20 protein-coding genes and 2 pseudogenes are annotated in these 26,042 nt (G+C 42.8%); 16 read left to right on the top strand and 6 right to left on the bottom strand.

The genetic code is table 11. From position 1 onward, the window contains the following. The first annotated feature begins 2 nt into the window (after window positions 1-2). Entirely contained in the window at window positions 3-821 is an 819-nt protein-coding gene (locus FLM48_RS10445) for a DUF4198 domain-containing protein (RefSeq protein ID WP_028772141.1), read from the top strand. 112 nt (window positions 822-933) lie between these two features. Here the strand turns inward: FLM48_RS10445 and asnS are convergent, their stop codons facing one another. Further along, entirely contained in the window at window positions 934-2,334 is a 1,401-nt protein-coding gene (gene asnS, locus FLM48_RS10450; protein ID WP_179024595.1) for an asparagine--tRNA ligase, read from the bottom strand. A 359-nt stretch (window positions 2,335-2,693) separates the two neighbouring features. On the opposite strand from asnS, the gene FLM48_RS10455 reads away from it, so the two are divergent. Beyond that, window positions 2,694-3,029 (top strand): hypothetical protein, encoded by a 336-nt coding sequence (locus FLM48_RS10455; RefSeq protein WP_028772143.1) that lies wholly within the window; start codon window positions 2,694-2,696, stop codon window positions 3,027-3,029. Here the strand turns inward: FLM48_RS10455 and FLM48_RS10460 are convergent. Together FLM48_RS10460 and pabB are read right to left on the bottom strand one after the other, a co-directional pair. Further along, the gene (locus tag FLM48_RS10460) at window positions 3,026-3,595 is read right to left on the bottom strand and encodes a CoA pyrophosphatase (RefSeq protein WP_179024596.1); all 570 of its coding nucleotides are present in this window, start codon (window positions 3,593-3,595) and stop codon (window positions 3,026-3,028) included. The genes FLM48_RS10455 and FLM48_RS10460 overlap by 4 nt on opposite strands. A gap of 43 nt (window positions 3,596-3,638) precedes the next feature. Next, complete coding sequence (gene pabB, locus FLM48_RS10465) at window positions 3,639-5,060, bottom strand: aminodeoxychorismate synthase component I (RefSeq protein WP_179024597.1); 1,422 nt, start codon at window positions 5,058-5,060, stop codon at window positions 3,639-3,641. Window positions 5,061-5,186: 126 nt separating this feature from the next. Here pabB and FLM48_RS10470 point away from each other — a divergent pair, with 126 nt between their 5' ends. Both FLM48_RS10470 and FLM48_RS10475 read left to right on the top strand, forming a co-directional pair. After that, window positions 5,187-6,710, top strand: a complete 1,524-nt coding sequence (locus FLM48_RS10470) for a fumarate hydratase (RefSeq protein WP_028772146.1) — start codon at window positions 5,187-5,189, stop codon at window positions 6,708-6,710. Between the two features lie 189 nt (window positions 6,711-6,899). Next, window positions 6,900-8,948 carry a S9 family peptidase gene (locus FLM48_RS10475; protein ID WP_179024598.1) on the top strand — a complete coding sequence of 683 codons (2,049 nt, stop codon included), beginning with the start codon at window positions 6,900-6,902 and terminating at the stop codon, window positions 8,946-8,948. Between the two features lie 94 nt (window positions 8,949-9,042). Here FLM48_RS10475 and FLM48_RS10480 read toward each other — a convergent pair whose 3' ends face one another. Next, window positions 9,043-10,002, bottom strand: coding sequence for an integron integrase (locus tag FLM48_RS10480; RefSeq protein WP_179024599.1), 960 nt, complete (start codon window positions 10,000-10,002; stop codon window positions 9,043-9,045). 345 nt (window positions 10,003-10,347) lie between these two features. On the opposite strand from FLM48_RS10480, the gene FLM48_RS10485 reads away from it, so the two are divergent. The 6 genes and pseudogenes from FLM48_RS10485 to FLM48_RS10505 all read left to right on the top strand — a co-directional run bounded on the left by FLM48_RS10485 (window position 10,348) and on the right by FLM48_RS10505 (window position 14,499). Next, window positions 10,348-10,962: a hypothetical protein gene (locus FLM48_RS10485; RefSeq protein ID WP_179024600.1), complete on the top strand. Its 615-nt coding sequence runs from the start codon at window positions 10,348-10,350 to the stop codon at window positions 10,960-10,962. Window positions 10,963-11,064: 102 nt separating this feature from the next. Next, on the top strand, window positions 11,065-11,358 hold the full coding sequence (locus tag FLM48_RS10490) for a hypothetical protein (RefSeq protein ID WP_179024601.1): 294 nt from the start codon (window positions 11,065-11,067) through the stop codon (window positions 11,356-11,358). Between the two features lie 119 nt (window positions 11,359-11,477). Then, complete coding sequence (locus FLM48_RS10495; RefSeq protein ID WP_179024602.1) at window positions 11,478-12,068, top strand: hypothetical protein; 591 nt, start codon at window positions 11,478-11,480, stop codon at window positions 12,066-12,068. A 126-nt stretch (window positions 12,069-12,194) separates the two neighbouring features. Continuing rightward, window positions 12,195-12,725: an AAA family ATPase gene (locus FLM48_RS10500; protein ID WP_256871114.1), complete on the top strand. Its 531-nt coding sequence runs from the start codon at window positions 12,195-12,197 to the stop codon at window positions 12,723-12,725. A 234-nt stretch (window positions 12,726-12,959) separates the two neighbouring features. Next, window positions 12,960-13,215 (top strand): annotated as a pseudogene (locus FLM48_RS22750) (transposase); the annotation flags it as partial. 180 nt (window positions 13,216-13,395) lie between these two features. Beyond that, window positions 13,396-14,499, top strand: coding sequence for an energy transducer TonB (locus FLM48_RS10505; protein WP_179024603.1), 1,104 nt, complete (start codon window positions 13,396-13,398; stop codon window positions 14,497-14,499). Window positions 14,500-15,549: 1,050 nt separating this feature from the next. Here the strand turns inward: FLM48_RS10505 and FLM48_RS10510 are convergent. After that, the gene (locus FLM48_RS10510; RefSeq protein WP_179024604.1) at window positions 15,550-16,194 is read right to left on the bottom strand and encodes a hypothetical protein; all 645 of its coding nucleotides are present in this window, start codon (window positions 16,192-16,194) and stop codon (window positions 15,550-15,552) included. A 360-nt stretch (window positions 16,195-16,554) separates the two neighbouring features. Between FLM48_RS10510 and FLM48_RS10515 the strand changes: the two are divergent. The 4 genes and pseudogenes from FLM48_RS10515 to FLM48_RS10530 all read left to right on the top strand — a co-directional run. Next, window positions 16,555-17,055: pseudogene (locus tag FLM48_RS10515) on the top strand (IS3 family transposase); the annotation flags it as partial. An 86-nt stretch (window positions 17,056-17,141) separates the two neighbouring features. Beyond that, window positions 17,142-18,077, top strand: coding sequence for an alpha/beta hydrolase (locus FLM48_RS10520; protein WP_256871115.1), 936 nt, complete (start codon window positions 17,142-17,144; stop codon window positions 18,075-18,077). A 294-nt stretch (window positions 18,078-18,371) separates the two neighbouring features. After that, the gene (locus FLM48_RS10525; RefSeq protein WP_179024605.1) at window positions 18,372-20,072 is read left to right on the top strand and encodes a leucine-rich repeat domain-containing protein; all 1,701 of its coding nucleotides are present in this window, start codon (window positions 18,372-18,374) and stop codon (window positions 20,070-20,072) included. A 268-nt stretch (window positions 20,073-20,340) separates the two neighbouring features. Further along, on the top strand, window positions 20,341-20,622 hold the full coding sequence (locus tag FLM48_RS10530; RefSeq protein ID WP_179024606.1) for a putative quinol monooxygenase: 282 nt from the start codon (window positions 20,341-20,343) through the stop codon (window positions 20,620-20,622). Between the two features lie 343 nt (window positions 20,623-20,965). On the opposite strand, the gene FLM48_RS10535 is transcribed toward FLM48_RS10530, so the two are convergent. Beyond that, window positions 20,966-22,549 carry an isocitrate lyase gene (locus tag FLM48_RS10535; protein WP_028772155.1) on the bottom strand — a complete coding sequence of 528 codons (1,584 nt, stop codon included), beginning with the start codon at window positions 22,547-22,549 and terminating at the stop codon, window positions 20,966-20,968. 109 nt (window positions 22,550-22,658) lie between these two features. Between FLM48_RS10535 and FLM48_RS10540 the strand changes: the two genes are divergently transcribed. Together FLM48_RS10540 and FLM48_RS10545 are read left to right on the top strand one after the other, a co-directional pair. Then, window positions 22,659-23,606 (top strand): LysR family transcriptional regulator, encoded by a 948-nt coding sequence (locus tag FLM48_RS10540; protein ID WP_179024607.1) that lies wholly within the window; start codon window positions 22,659-22,661, stop codon window positions 23,604-23,606. 182 nt (window positions 23,607-23,788) lie between these two features. After that, entirely contained in the window at window positions 23,789-25,972 is a 2,184-nt protein-coding gene (locus FLM48_RS10545; RefSeq protein ID WP_179024608.1) for a malate synthase G, read from the top strand. Window positions 25,973-26,042: the final 70 nt, after the last annotated feature.

A 26,042-nucleotide genomic window follows, 5' to 3' on the forward strand; every position in this document is an offset into this window, starting at 1 on the left:
AGATGAAAAAGACACTCGTATTAGCGTTAGCATGTGGGGTGCTTAGTCACAGTGCTGTGGCCCACGACCGTTGGATCTTACCGAGTCACTTTACCGTTTCTGCGGAAGCTGGCAAAGGAGTCTGGATCACTTCAGACGTGACCGCTAGCAACCAAGTTTTTCAATATGACAAACCTTATGGCAGTGAAGATGTAGAAATTATCACCCCGCAAGGTAAAAAGCAGTGGCCATCTTCAAGCTACAAAGGCTCACGCAAGTCAGTATTCGACTATCAACTAGTGGCTGATGGTACTTATAAACTGCAAAAGAAAACCAGTCCACGTTACTACGCTAGTTATAAAGTAAAAGGTGAAGATAAGCCGGTATATAGCCGCGCTGATAAAGAAGCCACTAAAGCGAAAATGCCAGCCAATGGTTACGATCTTGTCGGTGTGATGAGCTTTTCACGGGTTGAGTCTTATGTAACCCTTAACAAGCCAAATGATACTGCGCTGGCGCCAACAGGCGAGTATTTAGAACTGATCCCTGTGACACACCCAGCTGATATTGTTGAACAAGATGTCGCTGAATTTAAGATAACCTATCAGGGCAAGCCTGTTAGCGGCGCTGAAGTGTCTGTTGTGAAAGAGGGCACGGTATACCGTAATCAGCTTAACGCGACTAAAGTCACCTCTGACAATGACGGTATGGTTAGCTTTACGCCGCAGTCTGCCGGTCGTTACTTGTTACATGTGGAATACCAGCAGCCCATCAAGGGCAACCCTTTAGCAGATAAGGTTAACAACGAAATCTTCTTAACTTTTGAAGCTGGCTTAGATTAACCCTTATTTAAGCAGGCTTTAAAAGCCCTAGGCAATAAAAAAAGCTCCTATATTAGGAGCTTTTTTTTACCACTTAATTGCGCCAACATGTGGCTCAAATAGCGTTAATTGCTTAGAAGTTGGCTGACTTAGGTGCACGTGGGAAAGGAATCACGTCACGGATGTTAGATACGCCCGTTACATATGAAACCAAACGCTCAAAACCTAAACCGAAACCTGCATGGGGGACTGTGCCATAACGGCGCATATCACGGTACCACCAGTAGTCTTCTTGGCTAAGATCCATTTCAGCTAAACGTGCATCTAGTACATCTAAACGCTCTTCACGCTGCGCACCACCAATGATTTCACCAATACCTGGCGCTAACACATCCATTGCAGCAACGGTTTTACCGTCATCGTTTAGGCGCATGTAGAATGCTTTGATATCTTTTGGATAGTTCTTCACAACCACAGGGGCTTTGAAGTGTTCTTCAGCAAGATAGCGCTCATGCTCAGATTGTAAGTCGATACCCCATTCAACGTCGTAGTCGAACGACTTGCCACAGGCTTTAAGAATTTCAACGGCGTCGGTATAGTCAACTTGTGCAAAGTCGCTGTTTACAAAGTTCTCTAAACGTTCAATCACGGTCTTATCAACACGCTGGGCAAAGAACTCTAGATCATCACGGCGCTCAGCTAATACCGCCTTAAAGCAGTATTTAAGCATGGCTTCGGCAAGGGCCGCAGCATCATCAAGGTCTGCAAAGGCGACTTCTGGCTCTACCATCCAAAACTCAGCCAAGTGACGGCTTGTGTTTGAGTTTTCGGCGCGGAATGTTGGACCAAAGGTATAGACTTTTGATAGTGCACAGGCATAGGTTTCAGCATTTAGCTGGCCCGATACGGTCAAAAATGACTCTTTACCGAAGAAGTCTTCGCTATAGTCAACTTTACCCGCGTCTGTACGTGGCAAGTTTTCCATATCTAAAGTAGATACACGGAACATTTCACCCGCACCTTCGCAATCTGATGCAGTGATCAGCGGCGTCGATACCCAAATAAAACCTTCTTCGTTATAGAAGCGGTGAATCGCCTGCGATAAACAGTTACGAACACGCGCTACCGCACCAATAATGTTGGTACGAGGACGCAAATGGGCTAATTCACGTAAATGCTCAATTGAATGACGTTTGGCCGCCATTGGGTAAGTATCAGGATCGTCAACCCAACCAGTGACTTCAACATTGGTCACCTGCAGCTCAAACGCTTGGCCTTTACCAGGAGAGTCAACCACTTCGCCGGTCATAATGACAGAGCACCCTGCAGTTAACTTGAGGATCTCTTCGTTATAATTGACTAAGCTATTAGGCACAACGCCCTGAATTGGGTCAAAACAGGAACCATCATATACGGCAAGAAAAGAGATGCCTGCCTTGGAATCTCGGCGAGTTCTTACCCAACCGCGTACGGTCACTTGCGATCCAATCGCAAAGTCACCTTTAAATACAGAAGCGACAGATGTAATGCTCATTGTTGCTTAGTTCTCCAACGAATCGTTTTAATAAAAAAATTTGGACGTTCATATTACCTTGATAGCGAGGTTTCTCAAGGAAAAAAGCGGTAATTCAGCCCGATGAGGTGATTTTTTTACAACTTGAGCAAATCTGCCCAATTAATACCCGGTCGCTGGCTCTATTCAAACCCAAAGACCGCGTAAATCAGAGACGGTTTTATCTTGCTCTCTAACACAGCTACGATGCCGAGTGACTATGGCTAGTTTTAGACAAGTTTGCTAAAGTGGTAGAGGTAACACATTGATGCTTAATATTATTCATAGTTAATCAGCGATTGCTTAAGCAAATTTAATTAAACCAAACTCAAGGTGGCAGTATGAAGAAAAGAAAAATCTTCCAAATGATATTGGCTACCTTGTCCATTTTGGGCTGGAGTTTGGCCATCTACGCACTGTTGCTGTTTGATCAAGCTCGCCCCGATCGAGCCATTGGCTATTATTTGTCTAAAGGTGCCAGCATCCGTTTGGCTTGGGATCCCGATTATACGGTGTTACTGCAAGATGTGATTTGGACGTGCGCGGGGATTAGCCTATTGAGTTTGGCGTTCAACTTCTATTTTGCGACCCATTCTAAAATGGGTTACTGGTTTAATATACCGTTACTTTTATTGACCTCAGTGACCGCCGGACTCTACCTGAGCTTTTTTATCTAAAGTGCAAATTGACGACAAAAACGATCGATGATCGCTGCAGTCGCACCCCAAATAAAATGCTGTTGATACTGAATAAAATACACGGGGTAGTGGATGTCACCGCGCTGAAAGTAGCGAACGTGGCGGTTTTTTGGTTCAAGGGCAAAACTCAGTGGCATAGAGAACAAGGCCGCGACCTCACCGGGATCGATATTAGGTGTAAATGGCTGCTTAACAATACCCATCACTGGGGTGATTTCAAAACCGGTAAATGTCTTAAAACTGGGGTACTGCCCAATGACCTCAACATTGTGGCGATGTAAGCCTATCTCTTCTTCAGCCTCACGCAGTGCGGTGTCGGTGTAATCTTTGTCAGTGTGTTCCACTTTTCCGCCGGGAAAACTGATTTGCCCAGGGTGTGCCCGCAGGTGGTGCGGGCGACGGGTTAATATTATTTGTGGTTGGTTTTCTATCTGCTCAATGGCCACCAGCACCGCAGCTTGACGCAAATTGCCGTTCACCTTAGGGGTGGTGTCTTCGGCAAGTTGGTTTAATTGAAACTGGGTGCGTAACAGATCTATATCCATGGTGATGGCTAAGTCGACCTCTGTAGATGAATGCGTCAGTTAGCTAGTCGGCCGTGTCCGCAGCTAAAATGGGTAATATCTTACTTACCTTATCATAGGTTTCTTGATATTCAGCATCCACGTCAGAGTCTGCAACTATGCCGCCGCCAGCCCAACAATACAAATTACCTTGGTCAGCCACTAAGGTGCGAATGGTAATGCTGGTATCCATATTACCGTCTTGACTGATATAGCCGATAGAGCCGCAATACAATGAGCGCCGAGAGGGTTCAAGCTCTTCAATGATCTGCATGGCTCTTATTTTCGGCGCTCCGGTGATCGACCCGCCGGGGAAACAGGCACGCAGCAATTGGCTGGCATCAATGTTGTCTGCCAATTGTGCGGTAACCGTGCTAACGAGATGATGCACCGCAGGGAAGCTTTCAACATCAAATAGTTTAGGTACGGCAACGCTACCCGGGGCGGCGACTTTACCGATATCGTTACGCAGCAGATCGACAATCATTAAGTTTTCAGCGCGATCTTTTTCGGCATTACGCAGATCGTTAGCCGCAGCGCTATCTTGTTGTGGGTCAGTAAACCTTGGCCGCGTGCCCTTAATGGGTTTAGTTTGTATCTTGCTTCCTTGTAGCTGAATAAAGCGTTCAGGTGAAATGGATAACACGCTTTGCTCCGCTAATTTAATAAATGCGGAAAAGGGCGCCGCATTGCACCCACGTAACTTGGTATAAGCCAGCCACTCGCTACCTTGGTAGGGCGCTGCAAACCGTTGGGTTAGATTAATCTGGTAACAATCGCCACTATGCAAGTACTGCTGCACCCGCTCAAACTTAGCGCGATACTCAGTTTGGCTGATTTGCGCTTGCCAGGGACGGGTTAAATTAAAGGTTTTATGGCTTCGTGCCTGTTGTAATCGACGCTCGATGTGCTCACGGGTGCGATTAAAAGCCTTGGCGCCATGATAATGCACCAAATGCCATTGCTGTTGCTGATTGTCATAAATTAGCGCCCATGCATATAAACCAATATTCATTTCGGCAAGGTTAATATCGTTATTGGCGATATTGTCAAAGCGCTCGATATGGCGGCCTAAATCATAACTAAATGCACCCATAGCACCACCGCTAAACGGCAGCGTGCTGGTTTTGTTGTCTGGGAAGTAATGATCTAACGCTGTACGTAACGTCGTAAACGGGCAGATGCCTTGTTGGTTTGTTATTGGAGCAGCAAGGTTGTCGGTCATGACCGTTTGTCGATGGGTGATGTCAGTCTGGTTTGCCGTTGTGATGACAGTGGCAAGCGGGTCACAAACGATAATGTCATAGCGGCTATCTGGATGCTTAGCATCGGCGGAGTCTAATAACATAGCCCAAGGTTCATCGGCAAAATGGCTAAAGACGTCAATTGTGGTGTGGTGCCAATCAAGTTTATCGCTAAAAACGGCAGTGTGAGACTCGCTAGCCATCGATTAACCTTATCTAAAAAGTGATGTTTATCTAAAAGTCGCGAAAGAGTATCATATTGGCAAAGGATTAAAAAAAAATACGCTTCCCAGTCCATGGGAACACACCACTAATCTGTGAGAAAGGAAATGTCTGTGAGTAAAGAACAGCCAATTATTAAGCAAGCTGACTTAATCGAAAGCGTTGCTGATGCCCTGCAATATATCTCCTACTACCACCCAAAAGATTTTGTTGATGCAATGGCCGAAGCTTATGAAAAAGAGCAAAGCGCCGCAGCAAAAGATGCGATTGCACAAATTCTGATTAACTCGCGTATGTCAGCCGAAGGCAAGCGTCCGTTATGCCAAGATACCGGTATTGTGACCTGTTTTGTCAAAGTAGGTATGGGCGTGCAGTGGGATAAGACTGACATGACTGTACAGCAAATGGTTGATGAAGGGGTACGCCGTGCTTACACCAACCCTGACAATCCGCTACGTGCGTCGATTGTTGCTGATCCTGCCGGTGGCCGTAAAAACACCAAAGATAACACGCCATCGGTTGTGCATATCGATATGGTGCCAGGTAACCACGTAGAAGTGGCCATTGCCGCTAAAGGTGGTGGATCTGAAAACAAATCTAAAATGGTGATGTTGAATCCATCTGATGATATTGCGGCATGGGTTGAGAAAACCTTACCTACAATGGGAGCTGGTTGGTGTCCACCAGGCATGCTTGGCATAGGCATTGGTGGCACAGCTGAGAAAGCGGCTGTGATGGCGAAAGAGTCTTTAATGGACCCAGTAGACATTCACGAGTTACAAGCACGCGGCGCACAAACAACCGATGAGAAGCTACGTCTAGATATTTTCGAGCGCTCAAACAAACTTGGTATTGGTGCTCAAGGCCTAGGTGGGGTTACAACCGTACTTGATATCAAGATTAAATCTGCGCCTACCCACGCAGCGTCAAAGCCAGTGGTGATGATTCCTAACTGCGCAGCAACCCGTCATGTACATTTCCACTTAGATGGCAGCGGCCCTGCTGATTTAAGCCCGCCTTCACTAGAAGATTGGCCAGAAATCACCTGGGAAGTGGGTGAAAGTGTTCGCCGCGTTGATCTCAACACAGTAACGCAAGCAGAAATGCAAGAGTGGAAGAGCGGTGATACCTTATTGCTTAACGGCAAAATGCTAACTGGCCGTGACGCAGCACATAAGCGTATTCAAACCTTAATTGAAAGTGGCGAAGGCCTACCAGAAGGTGTCGACTTTAAAGGTAAGTTTATCTACTACGTTGGCCCAGTTGATCCAGTTGGCGACGAAGTGGTTGGCCCTGCAGGCCCAACAACTGCAACGCGTATGGATAAATTTACCGATGTGATGCTAGAGAAAACCGGTCTAATGGGCATGATTGGTAAGGCTGAACGTGGCCCAGCTACCGTTGCTTCTATTAAGCAACATAAATCATGCTATTTAATGGCTGTGGGTGGCGCGGCTTACTTAGTCTCTAAAGCCATTAAGAAAGCGCGTGTAGTGGCATTTGAAGATTTAGGTATGGAAGCGATTTACGAGTTTGACGTTAAAGATATGCCAGTGACGGTAGCGGTAGACAGTGAAGGGGTTAACGCCCATGAAACTGGCCCAGCCAGTTGGAAAGTGAAGTTGAGCTAATCAATCTATCATAGCGTACAACTAACTTGGTTAACTTGATTGCCGAATTAGCCAACAATACAGGGTGTCAGCGACTTGCTTACACCCTGTTTTTTGTTTAGTGTGCTTGCCAACTATGCAAAATAGCTCACAAACGCTATTAACTTATTATTTACAATCAGCAATTCTAACTAAAAGATGACAATAACAATGAAAAAAACTGCACTCATTCTCGCGTTAGCGGCATCAGGCATGATGACTTCTGTCAACGCCCAAGCTGCTGAGCCTTTTAAGGTTCAGGACCTTGTCAAACTTAATAAGCTTCATTCAGCAACTTTAGCCAACTCTGGTGATAAAGTTGTTTACGCTGTTAAAAATATTGATAGCAATGGTGATGCTAGCTCTGATCTGTATATTCAAAGCGTAAATGGCGGTGATGCGAAAAAGCTAACCTCTGTAGCCGGTACTGAGCATAGCGTGGCATTTGCCGCCGACGACAAGTCTATTTACTTTCTAGCCGCACGTGATGGTTCAAGCCAGTTATATCAGCTTGCGCTTGATGGTGGCGAAGCACAGAAGGTGTCTAACTTACCGTTAGATGTCGAGGGCTTTAAGTTGTCACAAGATGGCAGCCAGGTCGTGATGAACATGCGTGTGTTCCCTGATTGTAAAGACATCAAGTGTTCGGTAGAGCGTTTTGACGAGCTAGAAAACCAGACAACTACTGGTCGTGAGTACAAACAGCTAATGGTACGCCACTGGGATACGTGGAGCGATCATAGTCGCAGCCACTTGTTTGTTGCCAAGCTTAATGGTGAGCTCATCACCGATGCAATTGATGTGACCCAAGGACTAGATACTGAAACGCCGCCACTGCCGTTTTCTGGCATGGAAGAGGTGACTTTCACCCCAGATGGCAAGCACGTTGTCTACAGCGCCAAAGCCCCGGGTAAAGATCAGTCTTGGATCACTAACTACGATTTATGGCAAGTCCCGGTCACTGGCGGCGAAGCGGTCAACCTAACCGAAGATAATAAAGCGTGGGATTCGCACCCAACTTACAGTGGTGATGGTCGTTATTTAGCATATTTGGCAATGAGCAAACCTGGTTTTGAAGCTGACCGTCAACGCATTATGTTAAGAGATACCGTTACCGGCCAAGAAAAAGAAGTGGCACCGCTGTGGGATCGCAGCCCGCACTCACTGACTTTCTCTAAAGATAACCGCACCTTATATGTGACTGCACAAGATGTTGGCCAAGTGTCTATTTTTGAGGTTAACACCCAGTTTGGCGATGTGAAGCCACTATTTAATGACGGTAGCAATAGCATTGTTGGCGTTAGCCAAGATAAGATTATCTACAGCCACAAGAGCTTAGTCGAGCCAGGCGATCTTTATACTATGTCTTTAGATGGTCAAGCCCAGCAACGCTTAACCGAAATTAACAAAGACAAGCTGGCTAAAATTAAGTTTGGTGAGTTTGAGCAATTTAGCTTTAAAGGTTGGAACAACGAAGAAGTATACGGTTACTGGATTAAGCCTACCGACTACAAAGCCGGCAAACAGTATCCTATTGCGTTCTTGGTTCATGGTGGCCCACAAGGCTCGTTTGGCAACTCATTTAGTAGCCGTTGGAATCCACAACTGTGGGCGGGTGCCGGCTACGGTGTAGTGATGATTGATTTCCACGGTTCTACCGGCTACGGACAAGCATTCACCGATTCTATCTCTAAAGATTGGGGCGGCAAGCCACTTGAAGATCTGCAAAAAGGTCTAGCGGCAGTTACTAAGCAGCAAAAATGGTTAGATGGCGATCGTGCTTGTGCATTAGGTGGCTCATACGGCGGCTACATGATGAACTGGATCCAAGGTAACTGGAGTGATGGCTTTAGCTGCCTAGTGAACCACGCAGGTCTGTTTGATATGCGTTCTATGTACTATGTGACCGAAGAGTTGTGGTTCCCAGAGTATGAGTTTGGTGGCACGTACGAAGACAATAAAGAACTGTATGAGAAGTTTAACCCAGTTAACTACGTAGAGAACTGGAAAACACCAATGCTGGTTATCCATGGTGAGAAAGACTTCCGCGTTCCTTATGGTCAAGGCTTAGCGGCATTTACCTATATGCAACGTAACGGTATTCCATCTGAGCTGTTAATTTACCCAGATGAGAACCACTGGATCTTGAATCCTGATAACCTAGAACAGTGGTATGCCAATGTACTGGGTTGGTTAGACCGCTGGACTAAAAAAGACTAAGAAAAACTAGTCGTTAATGATAAAAAAGCCCGCATATTGCGGGCTTTTTTGTTTGATTAGTAGTTAGGTGCTGCATAATTAGGGGTTAATACTATTAAAGTGTATCTAGTGGACTAACGGTTCCCGCATAATGCTGACCAAGTACGTGAGTATAGATTTGTGTGGTACTAACATCGTTGTGTCCTAACAACTCCTGTACGGTTCTTATATCTGTTCCGGTTTGTAAAAGATGAGTGGCAAAAGAGTGCCTGAATGTATGGCAATTGATTTTTTTATGTAAGCGAGAACTCTTTACCGCCTGTTGAAGAGATTTACGTATCGTACTGTCATGACGATGGTGTCGACAAGGCGTTTCAGTTACTGGGTGTTCGCAAATACGAATTGATGGAAAGAGATACATCCATGCAGCCTGACGATATGCATTAGGATACTTTTTAGCTAACGCATTGGGTAAAGAGGGACCATAGCCGTTACTGTTGTCTTTTTGTTGCAGTTGAATCGACTTATCAATGTAGATTCTTAGCCTACTACAGCATGTTTTGCTTAATAGTGTCTGCCTGTCTTTTTTGCCTTTACCGTCCCGAATTGTCAATGATAAGTTATCCAGATTAATATCCTTTAGTCTTAACCTTAAACACTCATTGACTCTCATACCGCTACCATAGAGCATTTCAATAACCAATTTTGCGGGTCCATTCATATTAGACAATATCTGAGAAACCTCCCTAGGGGATAATACTGTGGGTAAGGTGCGTTGCTTTGTTGCTAAGCTAAAACCTAAAACCCCAAGTTCAACTTTGAGACATTGCTGATAAAGAAATACTAGTGAATTGAGTGCGACTTTTTGCGTATTCACTGCCACGTTTTGACTGTTGGCTAACCAACTCAAGAAATTTTTCACATCAATTGCTCCAAGGTTTTCTGGATGCGTTTTCTGATGGTAAAGAATATATCTTTTGATCCAGTATAAGTACGCTTTTTCTGTCCGTAGGCTGTAACCTCGTAAGCGAATGTCTTGTCGTACCGATTCTAAAAAAGGGCTTGTGTGCTTCATTTTTTCACCTGAATAAAGACTGTATATACATACAGTATTATCGTGTTTTTTAAAAAATCAAGCCATGTATGACTTTTCAAATCTCGGTTTGCTGTTGCGTGGTGTAAATAAGTTGTGTAAATTCAGTAATATGAAAGTGTGCAACCTTGAGTTATTGAGATAATAGGAAAGCAAAGCGTGCATGCGCGTTTCTACCGAAAGTGTATTGAATGCAATTTTGCAGGCTCTTTGTTATTGAGTTGTTTTGAATAGATTTTTAGCTGAAATTTGAGTGCACGCTTTCTCAACGAAGCTTGGCAAAATGCGCAAGCCTTATATACAAATGTTATAACTCAATGGAAAGTCATGCGTATTAATCTCGGCGACGTTTTAAAAGAAAATGATGGTGAGTCAATAATCAAGGTTATAGGTGTTGATGATCATGAAGTATTTTATGACGCATGGTGGGAACATAATGAGTCTTGGGGGCTGAATAAATCTAGAAGTGCTACTTTCTATCGGCTTGAGAAAGAGTTTTGTTCAAACCATTACTCGTTTATTAGAAATGAACCGTTAAGTGCGAAAGAACTCAATAAATTTTCGCCACAACTCCCCCATAGAACCGCTAATTTAATCGAATGGTCATGGAATCAAACAGAATATAAAACACTTGAAGAATTCGAAGAGCAAATTGGGGAGTTAGCTAAGAAGCTAAAGCTTCAAGAACATATTAAAGCCGATAAAGTAATGATTATTCCATTGGGTGCAAATGGCGGGCATAAACCCAAGGTTGCTATAGCACCTGAAAATGGTGAAAGCTTTACTCCAATTGAACTGTTGTGGAAATCCCACAATATTCAAGCTAAATATAAAACCAATATTGAATCTGGTGTTGGAATATATAGGCTTGGTATTTCAAATAAAGTTCCGTCGTATTATTTAGGTGGTAAAGGCGATAGCGCTGGTAACTTTGAGTTATAACAAGTCATTAAAGCAGGACAAAAAACAGTTGGTTTTTGCTCGTGCCTCGCTTATTTTAACCAACTATTTTATTGCCTCTTAATGAGGCGTTATACGTAATCTATGAATCAGTTAAGCACCAAGCAAAAGAGTTTTTATAAAGAAATTGCCAGAATACTGTGGGAAGAATGGGATCCTATTGGTGTAAACGACGGAGATAATGAGTGGAATGACGAATATGATAGTTATGTTCCACATACGTTTAAGCTTGCAATAGATAATGCCGATGCATCGAAGATTGCCAAACATTTATCAACTTCGATCATTCAAAATATGGGAATGACTTCCAATCCTAATCATGATTTAAAAATTGCGCGGTTAATTGTAGAAACCAAGATTAATATACTTGGGAGCTAATTACGTATAACAAGCTGTTTAACAAGGACAAAATACAGTTGGCTTTTGCTCCTTCGTCGCTTATTCTAGCCAACTATATTTAGCCTGTTAACAGGGCGTTATAGCCTATCGAGATCGAGATGACAGGAACTTACGATTGGAATCCAATGCCCCATAAGGTAGACATAAAATGTCCATCTTGTGGTGAACATGCATTATTCGAGTTTGCGGAAGTTGTGAAGATTTCTCTTAAGAAAGATGTTCCATTTTTTGAGCAAAGTGATCTCTTTGAGTATTACAAATTTAAAGACTCATGCGGGCACCTTTGGCATGGCGCTGTTTATTACGCAAATCTACATGGCGGATCAACGCTAGCAATAAGAGATCTTCCTGAAGGATATAAACCTGAAGATTGGAATCATTCTAAGTACTTAATGAGAAATCACGGAACTGATTTAGGCGCGGTATCATGCAGTCATTGCCAAATGAGAAAGCCATATGTTCTGCAATGGCCAAACGATGCATACTTTAACATTTCAATTAAAGGCCAAGAGTTATGGGCTTTTAATCGAGAATCTGCAGTAGAGTTAAGAGACTACATCGCATCAAGCGAGAGAAAAACTGATCAATATAAATGGTCTAAATTTCTTCTACATATCCCGACTACATTCAAAAAACAGAATGTACGTGATAGTGTGGTTAAAAAAATCAACAAGGCGATAGAGAGCTAAAAGCTATAACAAGGCGCTGCAACCGACAGCCAAAACTGTCACTCGTTTTGCCAAAAAAGCCGGCAAAACAAGCGCCATTTTTGTCTGCGGCTGAGCGCGGCGTTATGTGACTCAGGGAGAGTTCATTTGAAATTCACAATGATATATGGTCCCTCAGGGATCGGAAAAGAAAGTGTAGGACGTGAACTTGCTAAAAGAAATGATTGGCATGTATTTCCTCAACATTTAGCTTTTGACGTTGCATGTGCCGTTGTCGGTTTTGGTAAAGATGGGTTTGAAGCATATCAACGTAAAATTTGCCTAGATGCTTTTAAAACACTTTATGAGAACAATACTAAAGGTATTGTTTTTACTTTTTGCTATGTCCACCCTTTCAGTAATTACTTTATTGAAGGTCTTTTTGATTTCCTCAATAAATCAGGAATAAACGCAAATTTTGTACGTTTATCATGTGAGTATGAAGAACATGTAAAAAGGGTAACTAATACAAGTCGTTGCAATACAAACAAGATCCAATCAAAAGAATACTTAGATGACTATTTGAAACGGTTTGACTTCTCAGTTGATATACCAAATGTAAAAACAATACACATTGATAACACGACAATGTCTATCGAAACATCAGCAGCCGAAATCGAGAGAAATATCGTCACATAACAAGCCATTGCAGTGCGGGACTTTTAACAGTTGGCTTTCCTCACTGCGTTCGTTATTTTAGCCAACTATTAAAAGCCCCTGAATGGGTCGTTATATTGCAAAAGGTAGGCATGGAGTTTTATCCACCAAAAAGAAGTAGTTTCGCTATTGAAAAAATATATAGACAGCCATCGTTAATGGCGTAGATGACAACCTCCAACTATGCTTTGTTTGCGCATATAACAAGGAGGTTGCATGCCAAGGCCAAGACGAACCCTCATTAGTCTCGAAGACACACCTTATTATCATTGCTGCAGTCGCGTTGTACGACGGGCTTTCTTATGCGGTGACGATAAATACACTGGCAAGAATTATGACCACCGCCGTGGTTGGGTAGAAACTCAAATCTTGAAGCTCACCGAAGTGTTTGCAATTGATGTTGCAGCATATGTACTCTTTGTTATTGACAGGGAGCAACCCCCTTCATGTCGCGCTTTATATTAATGTTGATTAAGTTAATGCCTGGTCAGGGACGTCGTATTGCAATGGCATAAACTGTTTGGATTGACTATGGCTGCCAACATACTTTTTGTGTTAAGTGACTAGTTTGATACAGATTGTTGCAAATTATTGTTCTACTTTTTACTAAAATATGTCATCTTATCGAATCAATTTTGATAAGGACTTCATTATGACTACTCGCTATTTTACGCCTTTGGCAGTGGGGATTGGACTACTTTTATGCTCATCACACCTTCATGCCAGTTCATTTTCAGACACCTATAAAGACTACCAGCTGGCCATTGAACAGAACGATTTAAGCCAAGCTAGAATATTTGCTGAGCAAGCTTATGAGTTGGGGCTAGCTGAATTTGATGAAAACGATCTGTCAGTCGCGAATTTAGCAATAAATTACGCGAGTTTGCTTGTCGAGCATAAGGATGAAGTTTCAAAAGATCACAGGAAACAGTCAATTGAAACCGCAACCCAGCTTTACCAACAAGCGCTTGCTATTTATCGGGTGAATTTTGATGACAATGCAGTTGAACTCATCGAGCTATTAATCGAGCTCGCTAAAGTTGAAACTGACGCAAGAATTGCAAAAAATTTGGTTGAAGAAGCAGTAGATATTGCCAATGAATCTGGAAAAAGTCTTCTGATAGCAGAAACAAACATTGCAGCATTTAATCGAATTGCCAGTACGGAATATTATACTAAAAGCAAACAGAAATGGGCATTTGAAGCATTAGAGATATACGAAACTCAATACCCAGAAAATGCATTAGATCGCATTGAAGCTGAGAGAATAGTTGCCGCCATTCGTTACAATCGCAAGGATTATAAACTGGCGACCCAACACTACACCAATATCATTGAGCAAATGCAAGCACTTGAGTTTACCCATCCGTTTGAGCTACAAGCCCATGCAGTGCTAGTTAACATCTTTGAGAAAACCGATAAGAGCGATCTAGCCACTCAGCATTGTTTAGCCATAGGGCAAATGAAACCTTGGGATGCTGATCAAGAGCAGCAACCTCTCTACAGAGTACACCCAGAATATCCTTTAGCTTATGCAAAGCGGGGGAAACAGGGCTGGGTCAAAATGAGATTTACTGTCGATGAGTTTGGTTTTGTGAAAGATGCAACTATTGTTGGCTCAGAAGGCGGCAGTAAATTTGAAAAAGCTTCATTAAAAGCACTTAAGCAATGGCGATATGCACCAAAATTTAAAAATGGTAAGGCCATTTCAGCCGAGAGCACCGTACAGTTAGACTTCCATCTTGATAGAGGCTAGTCAATATCAGAAAATTTGGTTTCAGTCTTACTGACCTTGAATTAGCGTGTAAACATAGAAATAGCGTTAATAATCGTAGCACTAACTTTTGATAGTTAGTGCTTTTTATTATGAAGATCCATCAGCTTTACTGACAGAGTTAGCCGTAAGACTGACTAATAATAGCTGTGTATTTCTGAGTATTAGAGAGTATGGACGCAAAACATATAGCCACCCATCGTTAATGGCCCTTTTACATTTCATTGGTAATGAACGTGCTCATCAATCCAAAGGTATCGCTTTCTCACTTCAAGAGTACCTCGTGCTGGTTGACTAAACAGGTAGGTTTATTCGAGACGATAAGTGGGGCGCGGTTGATTCAAAGGTTTGTGAATTAGTGAGTCGACTAAACATACCCTCAGCCAATTGGCTTAAAATTGTGACAGAATTTGGATAACTTTTTCAAGGCCCAGTTGGGACGTTGGAAGAGTTTAGTCATTACTGTAAACATCTACACAAGCAAAGGCGACATTTCTCAAGTAGTGGCCGGTTTATATCAGCCAACTAAATTGAAAAATTTCATATTTCCGCAATCCTCGGCCTTGTTGGCCGGGTAAACAACGCTCGCGCCTCTAAATCAGCAATTAGAGGCTATTTCGTTATTTTTGGTAGATTTCTAATGTGTATTTGTACTAAGTACAGCATTTTTAGGTGTTTAATTGCTTTGTCCTTGAACAGCGCGCAGTAACCTTGCTATGTGATAAACAATGGCTGGTTAAATTTTTCATTAAAGTGCTATTGAAGTGCTATTTTAGCCCACTATCTACTTACTAAATATTAGTTGACTTTTTTGTTCGGTTAGGATTTTGAATCAGTTGAAGTGGGTTCCAGGTAAGGAATGGTTTACGGAAAAAGCCTTCAATGAAAACTTGGACGTTAGTATGGTGTGGAAAAGTTAACGATATGATAAAGTTATACTTTTAGCCATCTTGTTTAATAAAAAATCTTTCTTAACTCTATTTTTTAAGACAAGATGGCTGAAAAATAAATCTATAAAATAACCCTTATTTTCTAATGGTCAGGTTCTCCAATAGGTGGATTAGAGCAAGCTTTAACATTAGCAAAGGAATACATACTAGATCCATTATCCAATTTAACTCTTACGCTATGGTATCCAGATTGATATGTATTGAAATTAACTTCGTTTATTACTGAACCACTGTAAATTAGCGTTTCAGGAAAAGCTGTCCCTTTGTTTACATAGACTTTCATTTGATTTGCATCGTTATTAGTGCCTATGAATATTGCCCCATTTCTTTTACTACCACTACATGAGTTATATTCATAAACTGCTAAGGTTGGGAAAGGTGCGATAGGAGAATATTCATTTTTCATTATATCTTTGATTACAGTTTGGCTAAGCCAACCTGCACGGGATTCCGCCTCACATGGTTTCTTTTCCCCGTCAATATCCCATACCCAATGAACTGGAGCACGCACTCGCTGTGCATTGTCAGTGTTATTATATAAATGAGTAATTACTGTTTGAACCCCCGCCAAACCTGTCCATTCGCACTGATAGACCCCCCAATACAGTTCCTCCGTCTCACCTGTTGGAACCTGAATTACCTTCCAATCATCGTAATAGTCACCTGCTACAGTAGAGTGAGAGAAAACCATCATCAATAGCCCAAAAGCTAAACCTACTACTTTCATATTTACTCCATTAAATACTTTAAAAAGTTAACTTGGCTTGAACAAAAACCGTCCAAAATCGAAAGCCTAAATCAAAATTTAAGCTTCGGGCATACAAACTAAATTAAATATTACTTCGACACAATACTTTTTTAGTTAGCCTCAGCCCTCAGATGTAAATAGTGACTTATTTCCCACATAGTACAAATTGGTAAAAGATATACCGAAAAACCAATACCATAATGCATAAAGGTTAAAAATCTAATCATTCTTAATGTATTTACCATTCAAAGGCTAGTGCTACTTGTATTTCTAGTGCTTTAACTTTTCTTTTAAATTAGATCTACTAACCTTTACCCTCTTCTGACAAGTGCTTTGCGTAAACCTTCCTCATACTCCCCTAACTCGATGAGCTCCATCCGTACTCTTGAGGGGTGGCTATTCCTTACCGTATTGTTGACCTCTTCTCTTTTCAGATCGTGGACTGAGCGATGTAAAACACGCCTAAAGGCGACTAGGTAATTGATGCGGTATCAATGGCCATTTGCAGACGTTCGCGGAAAAGTAAGGTTTTGATACAATCCGAGCAAGGTGTGCAATATACCTGTTCTGATTGGCGTAGTTCTTAAAAAGCACAATTTGGAAGCCAGTATGAGTTGAAGAGGAAACTGCCACATTAATGCTGTCGCCGACAGCTTTTTCTCATTGCTGAAGAAAGATAGAGTTAAGAGAAAAATCTATCAAAACAGAGATGAGGTTCGCTCAAAAATATTTAAATATATCGAATATTTCTATAATCCTGTGCGTCGTCATGGTAGTAATAATGGACTGTTTCCTGTGCAGTTCGAAAAACGATACTTTGAGAAACAGTTAAGTGTCTAAGAAGTTAGGGGCTTACCACTGGCTTATATTTTTTAATATCCTTGCTCACTTCTTAACACAACACCAGTTTTCAAAAGGAGTTTGAGTTGTACAAAGAAGTCACGTTCCCATCAGATAAAGTATTACTATCAGGTACGCTTACGGTCCCCGATTGTGACGTACCAGCTTGCGTGATTATGGTTCATGGCAGTGGCCCGCAAGATCGCGATGGCAATATCTCCGGTTTTAACATGCAAATATTTAAGTACATTACCGAGTCTCTAGCTGAGCAAGGCATTGCTTCTTTACGCTATGACAAACGAGGCTGCGCGAAAAGTGGAGGCAACTTTAAAATTGCTGGACTATCTGAAATGGTTGACGATGCCTGTGCAGCAATTGATTTTATTAGCGAACAGCCAAATATAGATTCACGCAATATCTATCTGCTAGGGCACAGTGAAGGCGCGGTATTAGCGCCTGAAATCGCCTCTAAAAGACCAAGTATTGGTGGCATCTTGATGCTATGCGCCAGTTTAAGAAGCTTTGAAGAGGACGGAGTGAAAAATGCTGCGGTACTGAATCGAGATCTCGATAAGCTAAAAGGCTTAAAAGGGATGTTGCTACGATGGTTTTTTTATACCAAAGATCCATTAAAGACAATGACTACCCTAAGGCGTAAGGTTGAAAAAACCAAATCCAACAGAATGTGGGTCTCTTTTACCAGGGTGAGTACCAAATTTTATCGCGAGACATTCAACTATGACGTTAAATCGTTTCTAAAATCTACGCAGCATCCGATATTAGCGATTGGGGGCAGCAAAGACTTTCAATGTCACCCGGATGATACCTTGTTAATTCCACAGATTTCGCCAAGCCTAGTAGAAGTGCATGTCATTGAAGGCATGGACCATACGCTAAGATTTCAAAAACATCAGCCTTCAATGTCAAGTTATACCCGCTCTTGCGCCTCTCCGATAATGGATGAAGTTAATCAGCGCATTGTTGAATGGATTAATAGTAATAGTCAACAGACTAACCGTTGATGTAAGCAGGATTAGCCAGCCGCTTTAGTTTATATAAGTAGGCCAACGAACATTGCCTGTTATCTTTGTTCTGTGGCAGCCGCGCTGTTCTACGGTTTATTTTACTGCAAATGCACTGGCTATTAGTTTTCACTATCTGTTCTATGAACGAGGGCTTCTAAGTCTGTATCACTTTGTTTCTTTAAATTATTTTGGTCTTATTTCGGTCGTTTATGCTATTGCTGTTGTTGTAAACTATCGATTTTTAAAATATGGCATTTAACTTATTGTTAATGCGTTGCTTTTAGGACCAATATGAAACCGTTTTTACCGCTGTTTACGCTGTTATTCATCCTCTCTGGTTGTAGCTTAACGCCTAATCCTGTGCTGATAAGTGATATCCAATTTAAAGATGACGCTTTCGAGCGCTGTATTAAAAAACTCAATGTTGAACAGGTGGCGCAGGTGACCCATATCATCTGCAATCACAGTGAGATTGAAGATGTCAGTGAGCTTAAGTTTTTTACGCAGGTAGTAGAGATTCAACTGGTACAAAATGAAGTTGAGCGCATTGACTTGTCATCGCTTCCACAACTTAAACGGCTGACCGTACCAGAAAACCGCTTAACGGCCATTGATGTGAGTGCAAACCCTCAACTTGAATTTATTAATATCTCCAGAAATGCCATTACAAAGCTTGATTTAAGCAACAACAGTAAGCTTGAAGGCTTGTATGCCTATCAAACCCAGCTTGAGGCGTTGCAAGTTGGCCACCTCACTGGGCTTAAGCGGTTAGGTGTAACCCAAAGTAAGTTAACTCAGTTAGATTTAGGTCAAAGCCATCAGCTTGAACAGTTATTTGTTTCTGGTGCAAAGTTAGGGGCGATGGATCTGTCTCATTTAATCCACCTTAAAAATTTAGAGGTACCAAATAACCAATTGAATAAACTGGTATTAGGTACACATCCTCAACTGGTTAAGCTCAATGTTCGAAACAACCAGCTGCAAGATATAAATCTTTCTAGTGTGGGTAATGTAACCCAGCTATTTGCGAGCTTTAACCAACTCTCTGTGGTTGATTTAGCCGGTTTACCGCAGCTTAATAACGTGGAATTGCATAACAACAATATTGGTGAATTAGATGTGCAGCACAATAAGCAGCTAGATCGCTTGCTCGCTTTTAACAACCCTTTGATGAGCTTTACCCTTGATGATAATCAAGTGATAAAACATCTATCCATTGAGGGGACTCCTGTGGCTAAAGCTAATCTTGACGGTGATGCGTTAGGGGCGGTAGTGCCCACCGTGACAGTACTAAAAGGCGGTAAGAAACCCACAATTAAAGATAACTTTAGGCCGCTTTATAGCCAGATTATTGCGCCGCAACTAGGGGATTTGATTGGGTTTCAATATAAAGTCACCACCAATAGCCAGCGCGCCGGTTCTGAAGCATTTCCGATCACAGTGCGTGTAACTCATCCGCCTATTACACCGACAGGAAGTGGCCAGGCACGTACGGTGAGTAGTTGGCCAGACACGATGTTAGAGCACGATCATAACCAGGCATTATGGCAGTTTAGCGACCTCACAGAGCTAGTTGCGGGAGTGTGGAGCTTTGAGATTATTTACCAAGAGCGAGTATTAGCACAGCATAATTTTGTTATACAAACCTATGATGACTCAGAGTTTATCGACGCCAGCCAACGAAGTGAGCCCTTCACGATTTTCGACAGCGTCATTAATGGTACCAATCAGTTATGTCATGACCCGCGCTTCTATCAATGTCTAAATATCGACTCTGCTAAGGCGTGCCATAACGAGCTAGTGACATTTGAAAAGGGCTGTAAGGCCAAAGCACTGCAGCAGACTCACAAGCTGTTTCAGTACCGCGGTGGCAATACCCTAGAGCAACTTAAGCGCTACCATACCTATTACTTAGCCTGTGTTGCTGAAGGTAAACTTGAGCAAGTAGACGGCAATCTTGATGAGTTTGCAGACTGTTTGATAGCTGACTAGCGAATTTGGCCTGTGTTGTGGCTAAGCGAAGTGGATGAATTGGGCTGAACGTATTGCGAGTATTTTAACTTCGCATAATGTCTCAGTCCTATTGTCGCCTTTAGCTTATATAGCGCGTACTCTTTTAAAAAGCGTACGCAAAGGGGACAAGTAAACAGCTAAACAGTGTTAACCTCATCGTGGCCAAGTTGAAATGATTCTAAGTGACTGGGCGTAGCTTTTGTTTTACTTTGTCTAACTTGCTTGATACACAACGAGGGATAAGGATTTGGCAAAAATAGTCCTGCAAGGTTACATCATGGTGCCTGTTGCTGATATGGACGCGGTCAAACGCGGGCTTGTGCTTCATAGTACGTTAACTAGAGCAGAACCGGGCTGCATTAAGTTTGAGGTCAGTCCCGATGATGAAATTGAAAACAGATTCAATGTGTATGAAGTGTTCGATTGCCAAGCATCATTCGATCATCACCAGTTAAGGGTAAAAGCCTCAAACTGGGGAAAGATCAGCCAAAACGTGAGTAGGCATTATCAAATTACCTGCAGTGAATAATCATAAAGTCAGTATCAACATATAGTCATTCCGCGAAAGTTTAGCGTACCTGAGGCAAGGCCAGTAAAAGTTTAGTTAGGTTGAAAGGCAGGGGGAAACTAGCCTCATTAGCTGTGACTAGAAAATGCGTTAAAGCAAAGTATGGCATGTAATTATGTTATTGATTTTCTGAGTTATTAATTGATAATTTTGCTTGGTGACAATTAAGTAAATTTATTTGTTCCGCTATTGGTAAAAATAGTGCTAATCACTAAAAGTAAAAAAGCCAGCGTATGCTGGCTTTTTGCTTATGGCTAATTTGAGGGTAGGTGGTCCACTTCAAAAACCACCGACAAGTCTCGGCTTAGCTAAATTGGTTCATGGTGTTGTCTTTACCTGATGCTTTAAGTGCTTGGTCACCAGAGAAGTACTCTTTGTGATCATCACCCATATCAGAGCCAGCCATGTTTTGGTGTTTAACACAGGCGATACCTTGACGGATCTCTTTGCGCTGAACATTGGCGACGTAACCCAGCATACCTTGGTCACCGAAGTACTCTTTAGCTAGGTTGTCCGTAGACAAGGCCGCCGTATGGTAAGTCGGTAGGGTAATTAGGTGATGGAAAATACCCGCTTCACGTGCAGCGTCTGCTTGGAAGGTACGGATCTTCTCATCAGCCACAGTTGCAAGCTCAGTACCGTCGTAATCAACACTCATTAACTTGTCGCGATCGTACGCTGAAGTATCTTCACCGGCTTCTTGCATGGCATCAAATACTTGCTGACGGAAATTGAGCGTCCAGTTAAATGATGGCGAGTTGTTGTAAACAAGCTTGGCATTTGGAATCACTTTACGGATTTCGTTTACCATGCCGCCAATCTGCGCCACATGGGGTTTTTCTGTTTCAATCCAAAGTAAGTCCGCACCATTTTGTAGAGAGGTAATACAATCCAGTACGCAACGCGCTTCACCGGTGCCTTGACGGAATTTAAATAGACCATTAGGCAAGCGGGCGGGTTTGACTAGTTGACCGTTTTGCTGGAATACCACATCACCGTTTGCAAGGGTTGAGGCATCTACTGGCTCTACGTCTAAGAAAGCGTTGTATTGCTCACCCAAATCGCCTGGCTCGTTGGTTACGGCAATTTTTTGGGTTAAGCCAGCACCTAGAGAGTCAGTACGGGCAACAATAACCCCATCATCAATGCCTAGCTCTAAGAACGCATAACGCACAGCGTTGATTTTTGCTAAAAACTCGACGTGTGGAACCGTAACTTTACCATCTTGGTGACCACATTGTTTAACGTCAGACACTTGGTTTTCAAGCTGGATACAACAAGCTCCCGCTTCAATCATCTGTTTGGCCATGAGGTAGGTCGCTTCTTCGTTACCAAAACCTGCGTCAATGTCAGCAATGATCGGAACCACATGGGTTTCAAAATTATCTATTTTATCTTGGATAGCCGCTTTTTCGCTTTCAGGGGCAGCGTCTAACTGTCTGAATAAGCCACCGAGTTCACGTGCATCTGCTTGGCGTAAGAATGTGTATAGCTCTTTAATAAGCGATGCTACAGAAGTCTTTTCATGCATAGATTGGTCAGGAAGGGGACCAAACTCACTACGCAGTGCCGCAACCATCCAACCAGATAGGTATAGGTAACGGCGCTTAGTTGTCAGCAAATGCTTCTTAATAGAGATCATTTTTTGCTGACCGATAAATCCATGCCAGCAACCTAATGACTGCGTGTACTGCGAAGAGTCGGCATCATAGTTAGCCATATCTTCACGCATAATTTTGGCAGTGTACTTGGCAATATCTAAACCGGTCTTAAAACGGTTTTGCAGCTTCATGCGCGCTACTGACTCTGGGTTGATTGCGTTCCAAGCACTACCTTCAGCATTAATCAAGGTAGCAGCTTCATCGATGTTAGCTCTGTAGTTCGTCATGATAGTATTCCTTTAACAAATGATTAGCGGCGATTGATTACGTTGAAAATAATAGTCATATCGTGTTTAATAACGCTAATTTATACTTACTATTCTCGGTATTTGTTTTATGAATATAGCTCGTATTGACCTGAATTTATTGGTTTATTTGGATGTATTGCTACGTGAAAGAAATGTGACAAAGGCTGCAGATCAGTTAGGGATCAGCCAGCCAGCTATGAGTAATGGCTTAAAACGTCTGCGGGTGTTATTTGATGATCCATTACTGATAAGAACCAGTAAAGGCATGACGCCAACCGAAAGGGCTCAAGAAATCCAACCTATAATCAGTGAGTTAATTATTGGTTTGGAGAAAGCCGTACAACCCAGAGCTAAATTTAACGCGTTAGAAAGTGAACAAGTGTTTCGGGTTATGGCCAGTGACTATGCCGAAGCCACACTATTACCGCCACTTATCGACAAATTACGTAAACATGCGCCAGGGGTTATCTTGGATATCATGACCCCAAGTGATGTGAGCTTTCTTGATGTTGAGCAGGGCCGGGTTGATATGGTCATTAACCGTTTTGACAGTATTCCGCAGTCGTTTCATCAAAAAGTCCTGTGGAACGATGACTTTAGTTGTTTAGTCAGTAACAGTAACCCGGTTTTAGAACGCTTTAGCTTAGATAGTTACTTGAGCGCTAATCACGTGTGGGTCAGTAAAACCGGCATGGGCGTGGGGGTAGGTATGGATCCGGCGGATGTACAGCGCTTAGGCTGGGTAGATGAAGCCTTAAGTCGTATCGGTCAGAAACGTCGAATAACGGTATTTACTCGCCATTATCAGGCGGCCTGTATGTTGGCAGAACAACAAGATTTGATCGCCACAATTCCAAGTAAGATGGCGCGTCAACACGAGAATAATCCTAATGTAACCATAGTAGAGCCGCCATTTATTATCCCTCCTATTGCATTAACAATGGCTTGGAGCCCTTTACTACAGCACAATCCAGCCCATAGGTGGATGCGGCAGCTTATCAGCCAAACCGCTGATGATCTCAATCGCTTGTACTAAACCTTAGTGTTAGTGAAGAAGTTAAAATGTTGTTTTATTACTGACAAATAGCGACTAAAATAACTTTGGTGAATATTGGTGATTGATAATATATATTTTTATTATTTTTATAGGTTGGGTTAGTATCAAATAAGGTTTAGTTAATCACGGCAATGCGGTGAGTACAGCGCAGGGGATGCAGTATGAAAATGTATGTTGAGCATAGTGGACTACAAATAGATAGCGAGTTAGCTGCATTGGTAGAAGCTGAAATGATACCCGGCTCAGGTGTCGCCGCCGAACAATTTTGGCAAGCACTAGCCGATATCGTCAAGGATCTCGGCCCGGAGAACACCGCTTTGTTGGCTAAACGTCAACAGCTACAAGAGCAAATTGACCAATGGCATAAGCAACATAGCAGCGATAAGTTTGATGCCAGTCAGTATCAGCAGTTTTTACAGCAAATTGGCTATCTTGTCGCTGATGTTGCGCCATTTTCGATAACCACGGAAAACGTTGATAACGAAATTACTCATCAGGCCGGGCCGCAGCTTGTTGTGCCGGTAAAAAATGCCCGCTTTGCGCTAAATGCCGCCAATGCCCGTTGGGGCAGTCTATATGATGCGCTTTATGGCACCGATGCCATTTCAGAAAGTGGCGGGGCAGAAAAAGGGACTAAGTATAATCCTGCTCGAGGCGCCAAGGTGGTTGCATACGCTAAAGCGATGCTTGATAGCCACTTTGCACTCAGCCAAGGCAGTCATGAGCAAGTGGTCAGTTACCACATAGACGAGCAGCAACTAGTTGCTAGGTTAGCATCCGGTGAGCAAACATCTCTTAAAGATGCAGCACAGTTTGTTGGTTTTCAAGGCGAGCGAGCTAACCCAAGTGCGGTGTTACTTAAACACAATGGCTTGCACGTAGAAATTCAAATTGATGCTAGCCACCTTATTGGCAAAGAGGATAGCGCTAAGGTTAAAGATCTTCTGATTGAGGCAGCTGTCACCACCATTATGGATTGCGAAGACTCAGTGGCCGCAGTCGATGGCGAAGACAAAGTAGAAGTTTACCGTAATTGGCTTGGGCTAATGAAAGGCGATTTAACGGCCTCGCTTAACAAAGGTGGCCAGCAACTGACTCGCACCTTAAATAGCGATAGACAATATCAAGTAGCAGACGGCAACACGTTAAGCCTACCAGGACGCAGCCTATTGTTTGTCCGTAACGTAGGCCACCTGATGACAATTGATGCGGTGTTAGATCAGCACAACCAGCCAATCCCAGAGGGGATCCTAGATGGTTTGTGTACCGTACTGGCTGCAATGCACGATCTCAATAAACAGGGCAACGGCCAATGTAACAGCCGTACTGGTTCAGTTTACATAGTGAAACCAAAAATGCATGGCCCAGAGGAAGTGGCTTTTGCCGATAAACTGTTTAGCCGTATTGAGCAGGCATTCGGACTGGCAGCAAATACCATCAAGATGGGTATTATGGATGAAGAACGTCGCACCACGGTTAATTTACAAGCCTGTATTCACGCGGCTAAAGCGCGAGTAGTGTTTATCAATACAGGGTTTTTAGATCGCACTGGCGATGAGATTCATACGTCGATGCATGCTGGCGCTATGGTGGCAAAATCGCAAATGAAGCAGCAAGACTGGATTAAAGCCTATGAAGACTGGAACGTCGATATTGGCCTAGCTTGTGGGCTGCAAGGCGTGGCACAAATAGGTAAAGGCATGTGGCCTATGCCAGATGAAATGGCTGCAATGCTGGAGCAAAAAGTCGCGCATCCTAAATCAGGGGCTAATACGGCTTGGGTTCCATCACCTACAGGCGCGGTATTGCATGCGATTCACTATCATCAAATTAATGTGCAACAGCAGCAGGAGCAGCTCAAAGGCCAAGCGAGAGCCACACTCACGCAGTTATTAACCCTACCGCTAATGACTGACGCTGATGAACTGTCCGAGCAACAGATCCAGCAAGAAATCGATAACTGTGCCCAAGGTATATTGGGATATGTTGTACGCTGGATTGACCAAGGAGTAGGCTGCTCAAAAGTGCCGGATATTCACAATGTCGGGCTCATGGAAGACAGAGCAACTTTAAGGATCTCATCTCAGTATTTGGCTAATTGGTTGCTCCATGGAGTGTGTGATAAAACCCAAGTAATGGATAGTTTAAAACGCATGGCCGTGGTGGTCGATGGCCAAAATCAACATGATAAAGATTATCAAAGTATGGCGCCGGGCTATAACGGTATTGCCTTTAACACAGCATGTGCACTAGTGTTCGAAGGCCAACTGCAACCGTCAGGCTATACTGAGCCGCTATTGCACGCCAATAGAATGTTAGCCAAAGCGCAACAAGCTTCACTGTAGGGTAGAGCTTCGATAAATCGAATAACTCAGTTAATCGCATAAAAAAGCCAGCATATTGCTGGCTTTTTTA

This window comes from Shewanella sp. Scap07, from assembly GCF_013394145.1.
Classification (GTDB): domain Bacteria; phylum Pseudomonadota; class Gammaproteobacteria; order Enterobacterales; family Shewanellaceae; genus Shewanella; species Shewanella waksmanii.

Coding starts and splice junctions, on each gene's coding strand:
- FLM48_RS10445 (WP_028772141.1), top strand. CDS start 3: ATGAAAAAGACACTCGTATTAGCGTTAGCATGTGGGGTGCTTAGTCAC.
- asnS (WP_179024595.1), bottom strand. CDS start 2,334: ATGAGCATTACATCTGTCGCTTCTGTATTTAAAGGTGACTTTGCGATT.
- FLM48_RS10455 (WP_028772143.1), top strand. CDS start 2,694: ATGAAGAAAAGAAAAATCTTCCAAATGATATTGGCTACCTTGTCCATT.
- FLM48_RS10460 (WP_179024596.1), bottom strand. CDS start 3,595: ATGGATATAGATCTGTTACGCACCCAGTTTCAATTAAACCAACTTGCC.
- pabB (WP_179024597.1), bottom strand. CDS start 5,060: ATGGCTAGCGAGTCTCACACTGCCGTTTTTAGCGATAAACTTGATTGG.
- FLM48_RS10470 (WP_028772146.1), top strand. CDS start 5,187: ATGTCTGTGAGTAAAGAACAGCCAATTATTAAGCAAGCTGACTTAATC.
- FLM48_RS10475 (WP_179024598.1), top strand. CDS start 6,900: ATGAAAAAAACTGCACTCATTCTCGCGTTAGCGGCATCAGGCATGATG.
- FLM48_RS10480 (WP_179024599.1), bottom strand. CDS start 10,002: ATGAAGCACACAAGCCCTTTTTTAGAATCGGTACGACAAGACATTCGC.
- FLM48_RS10485 (WP_179024600.1), top strand. CDS start 10,348: ATGCGTATTAATCTCGGCGACGTTTTAAAAGAAAATGATGGTGAGTCA.
- FLM48_RS10490 (WP_179024601.1), top strand. CDS start 11,065: ATGAATCAGTTAAGCACCAAGCAAAAGAGTTTTTATAAAGAAATTGCC.
- FLM48_RS10495 (WP_179024602.1), top strand. CDS start 11,478: ATGACAGGAACTTACGATTGGAATCCAATGCCCCATAAGGTAGACATA.
- FLM48_RS10505 (WP_179024603.1), top strand. CDS start 13,396: ATGACTACTCGCTATTTTACGCCTTTGGCAGTGGGGATTGGACTACTT.
- FLM48_RS10510 (WP_179024604.1), bottom strand. CDS start 16,194: ATGAAAGTAGTAGGTTTAGCTTTTGGGCTATTGATGATGGTTTTCTCT.
- FLM48_RS10525 (WP_179024605.1), top strand. CDS start 18,372: ATGAAACCGTTTTTACCGCTGTTTACGCTGTTATTCATCCTCTCTGGT.
- FLM48_RS10535 (WP_028772155.1), bottom strand. CDS start 22,549: ATGACGAACTACAGAGCTAACATCGATGAAGCTGCTACCTTGATTAAT.
- FLM48_RS10540 (WP_179024607.1), top strand. CDS start 22,659: ATGAATATAGCTCGTATTGACCTGAATTTATTGGTTTATTTGGATGTA.
- FLM48_RS10545 (WP_179024608.1), top strand. CDS start 23,789: ATGAAAATGTATGTTGAGCATAGTGGACTACAAATAGATAGCGAGTTA.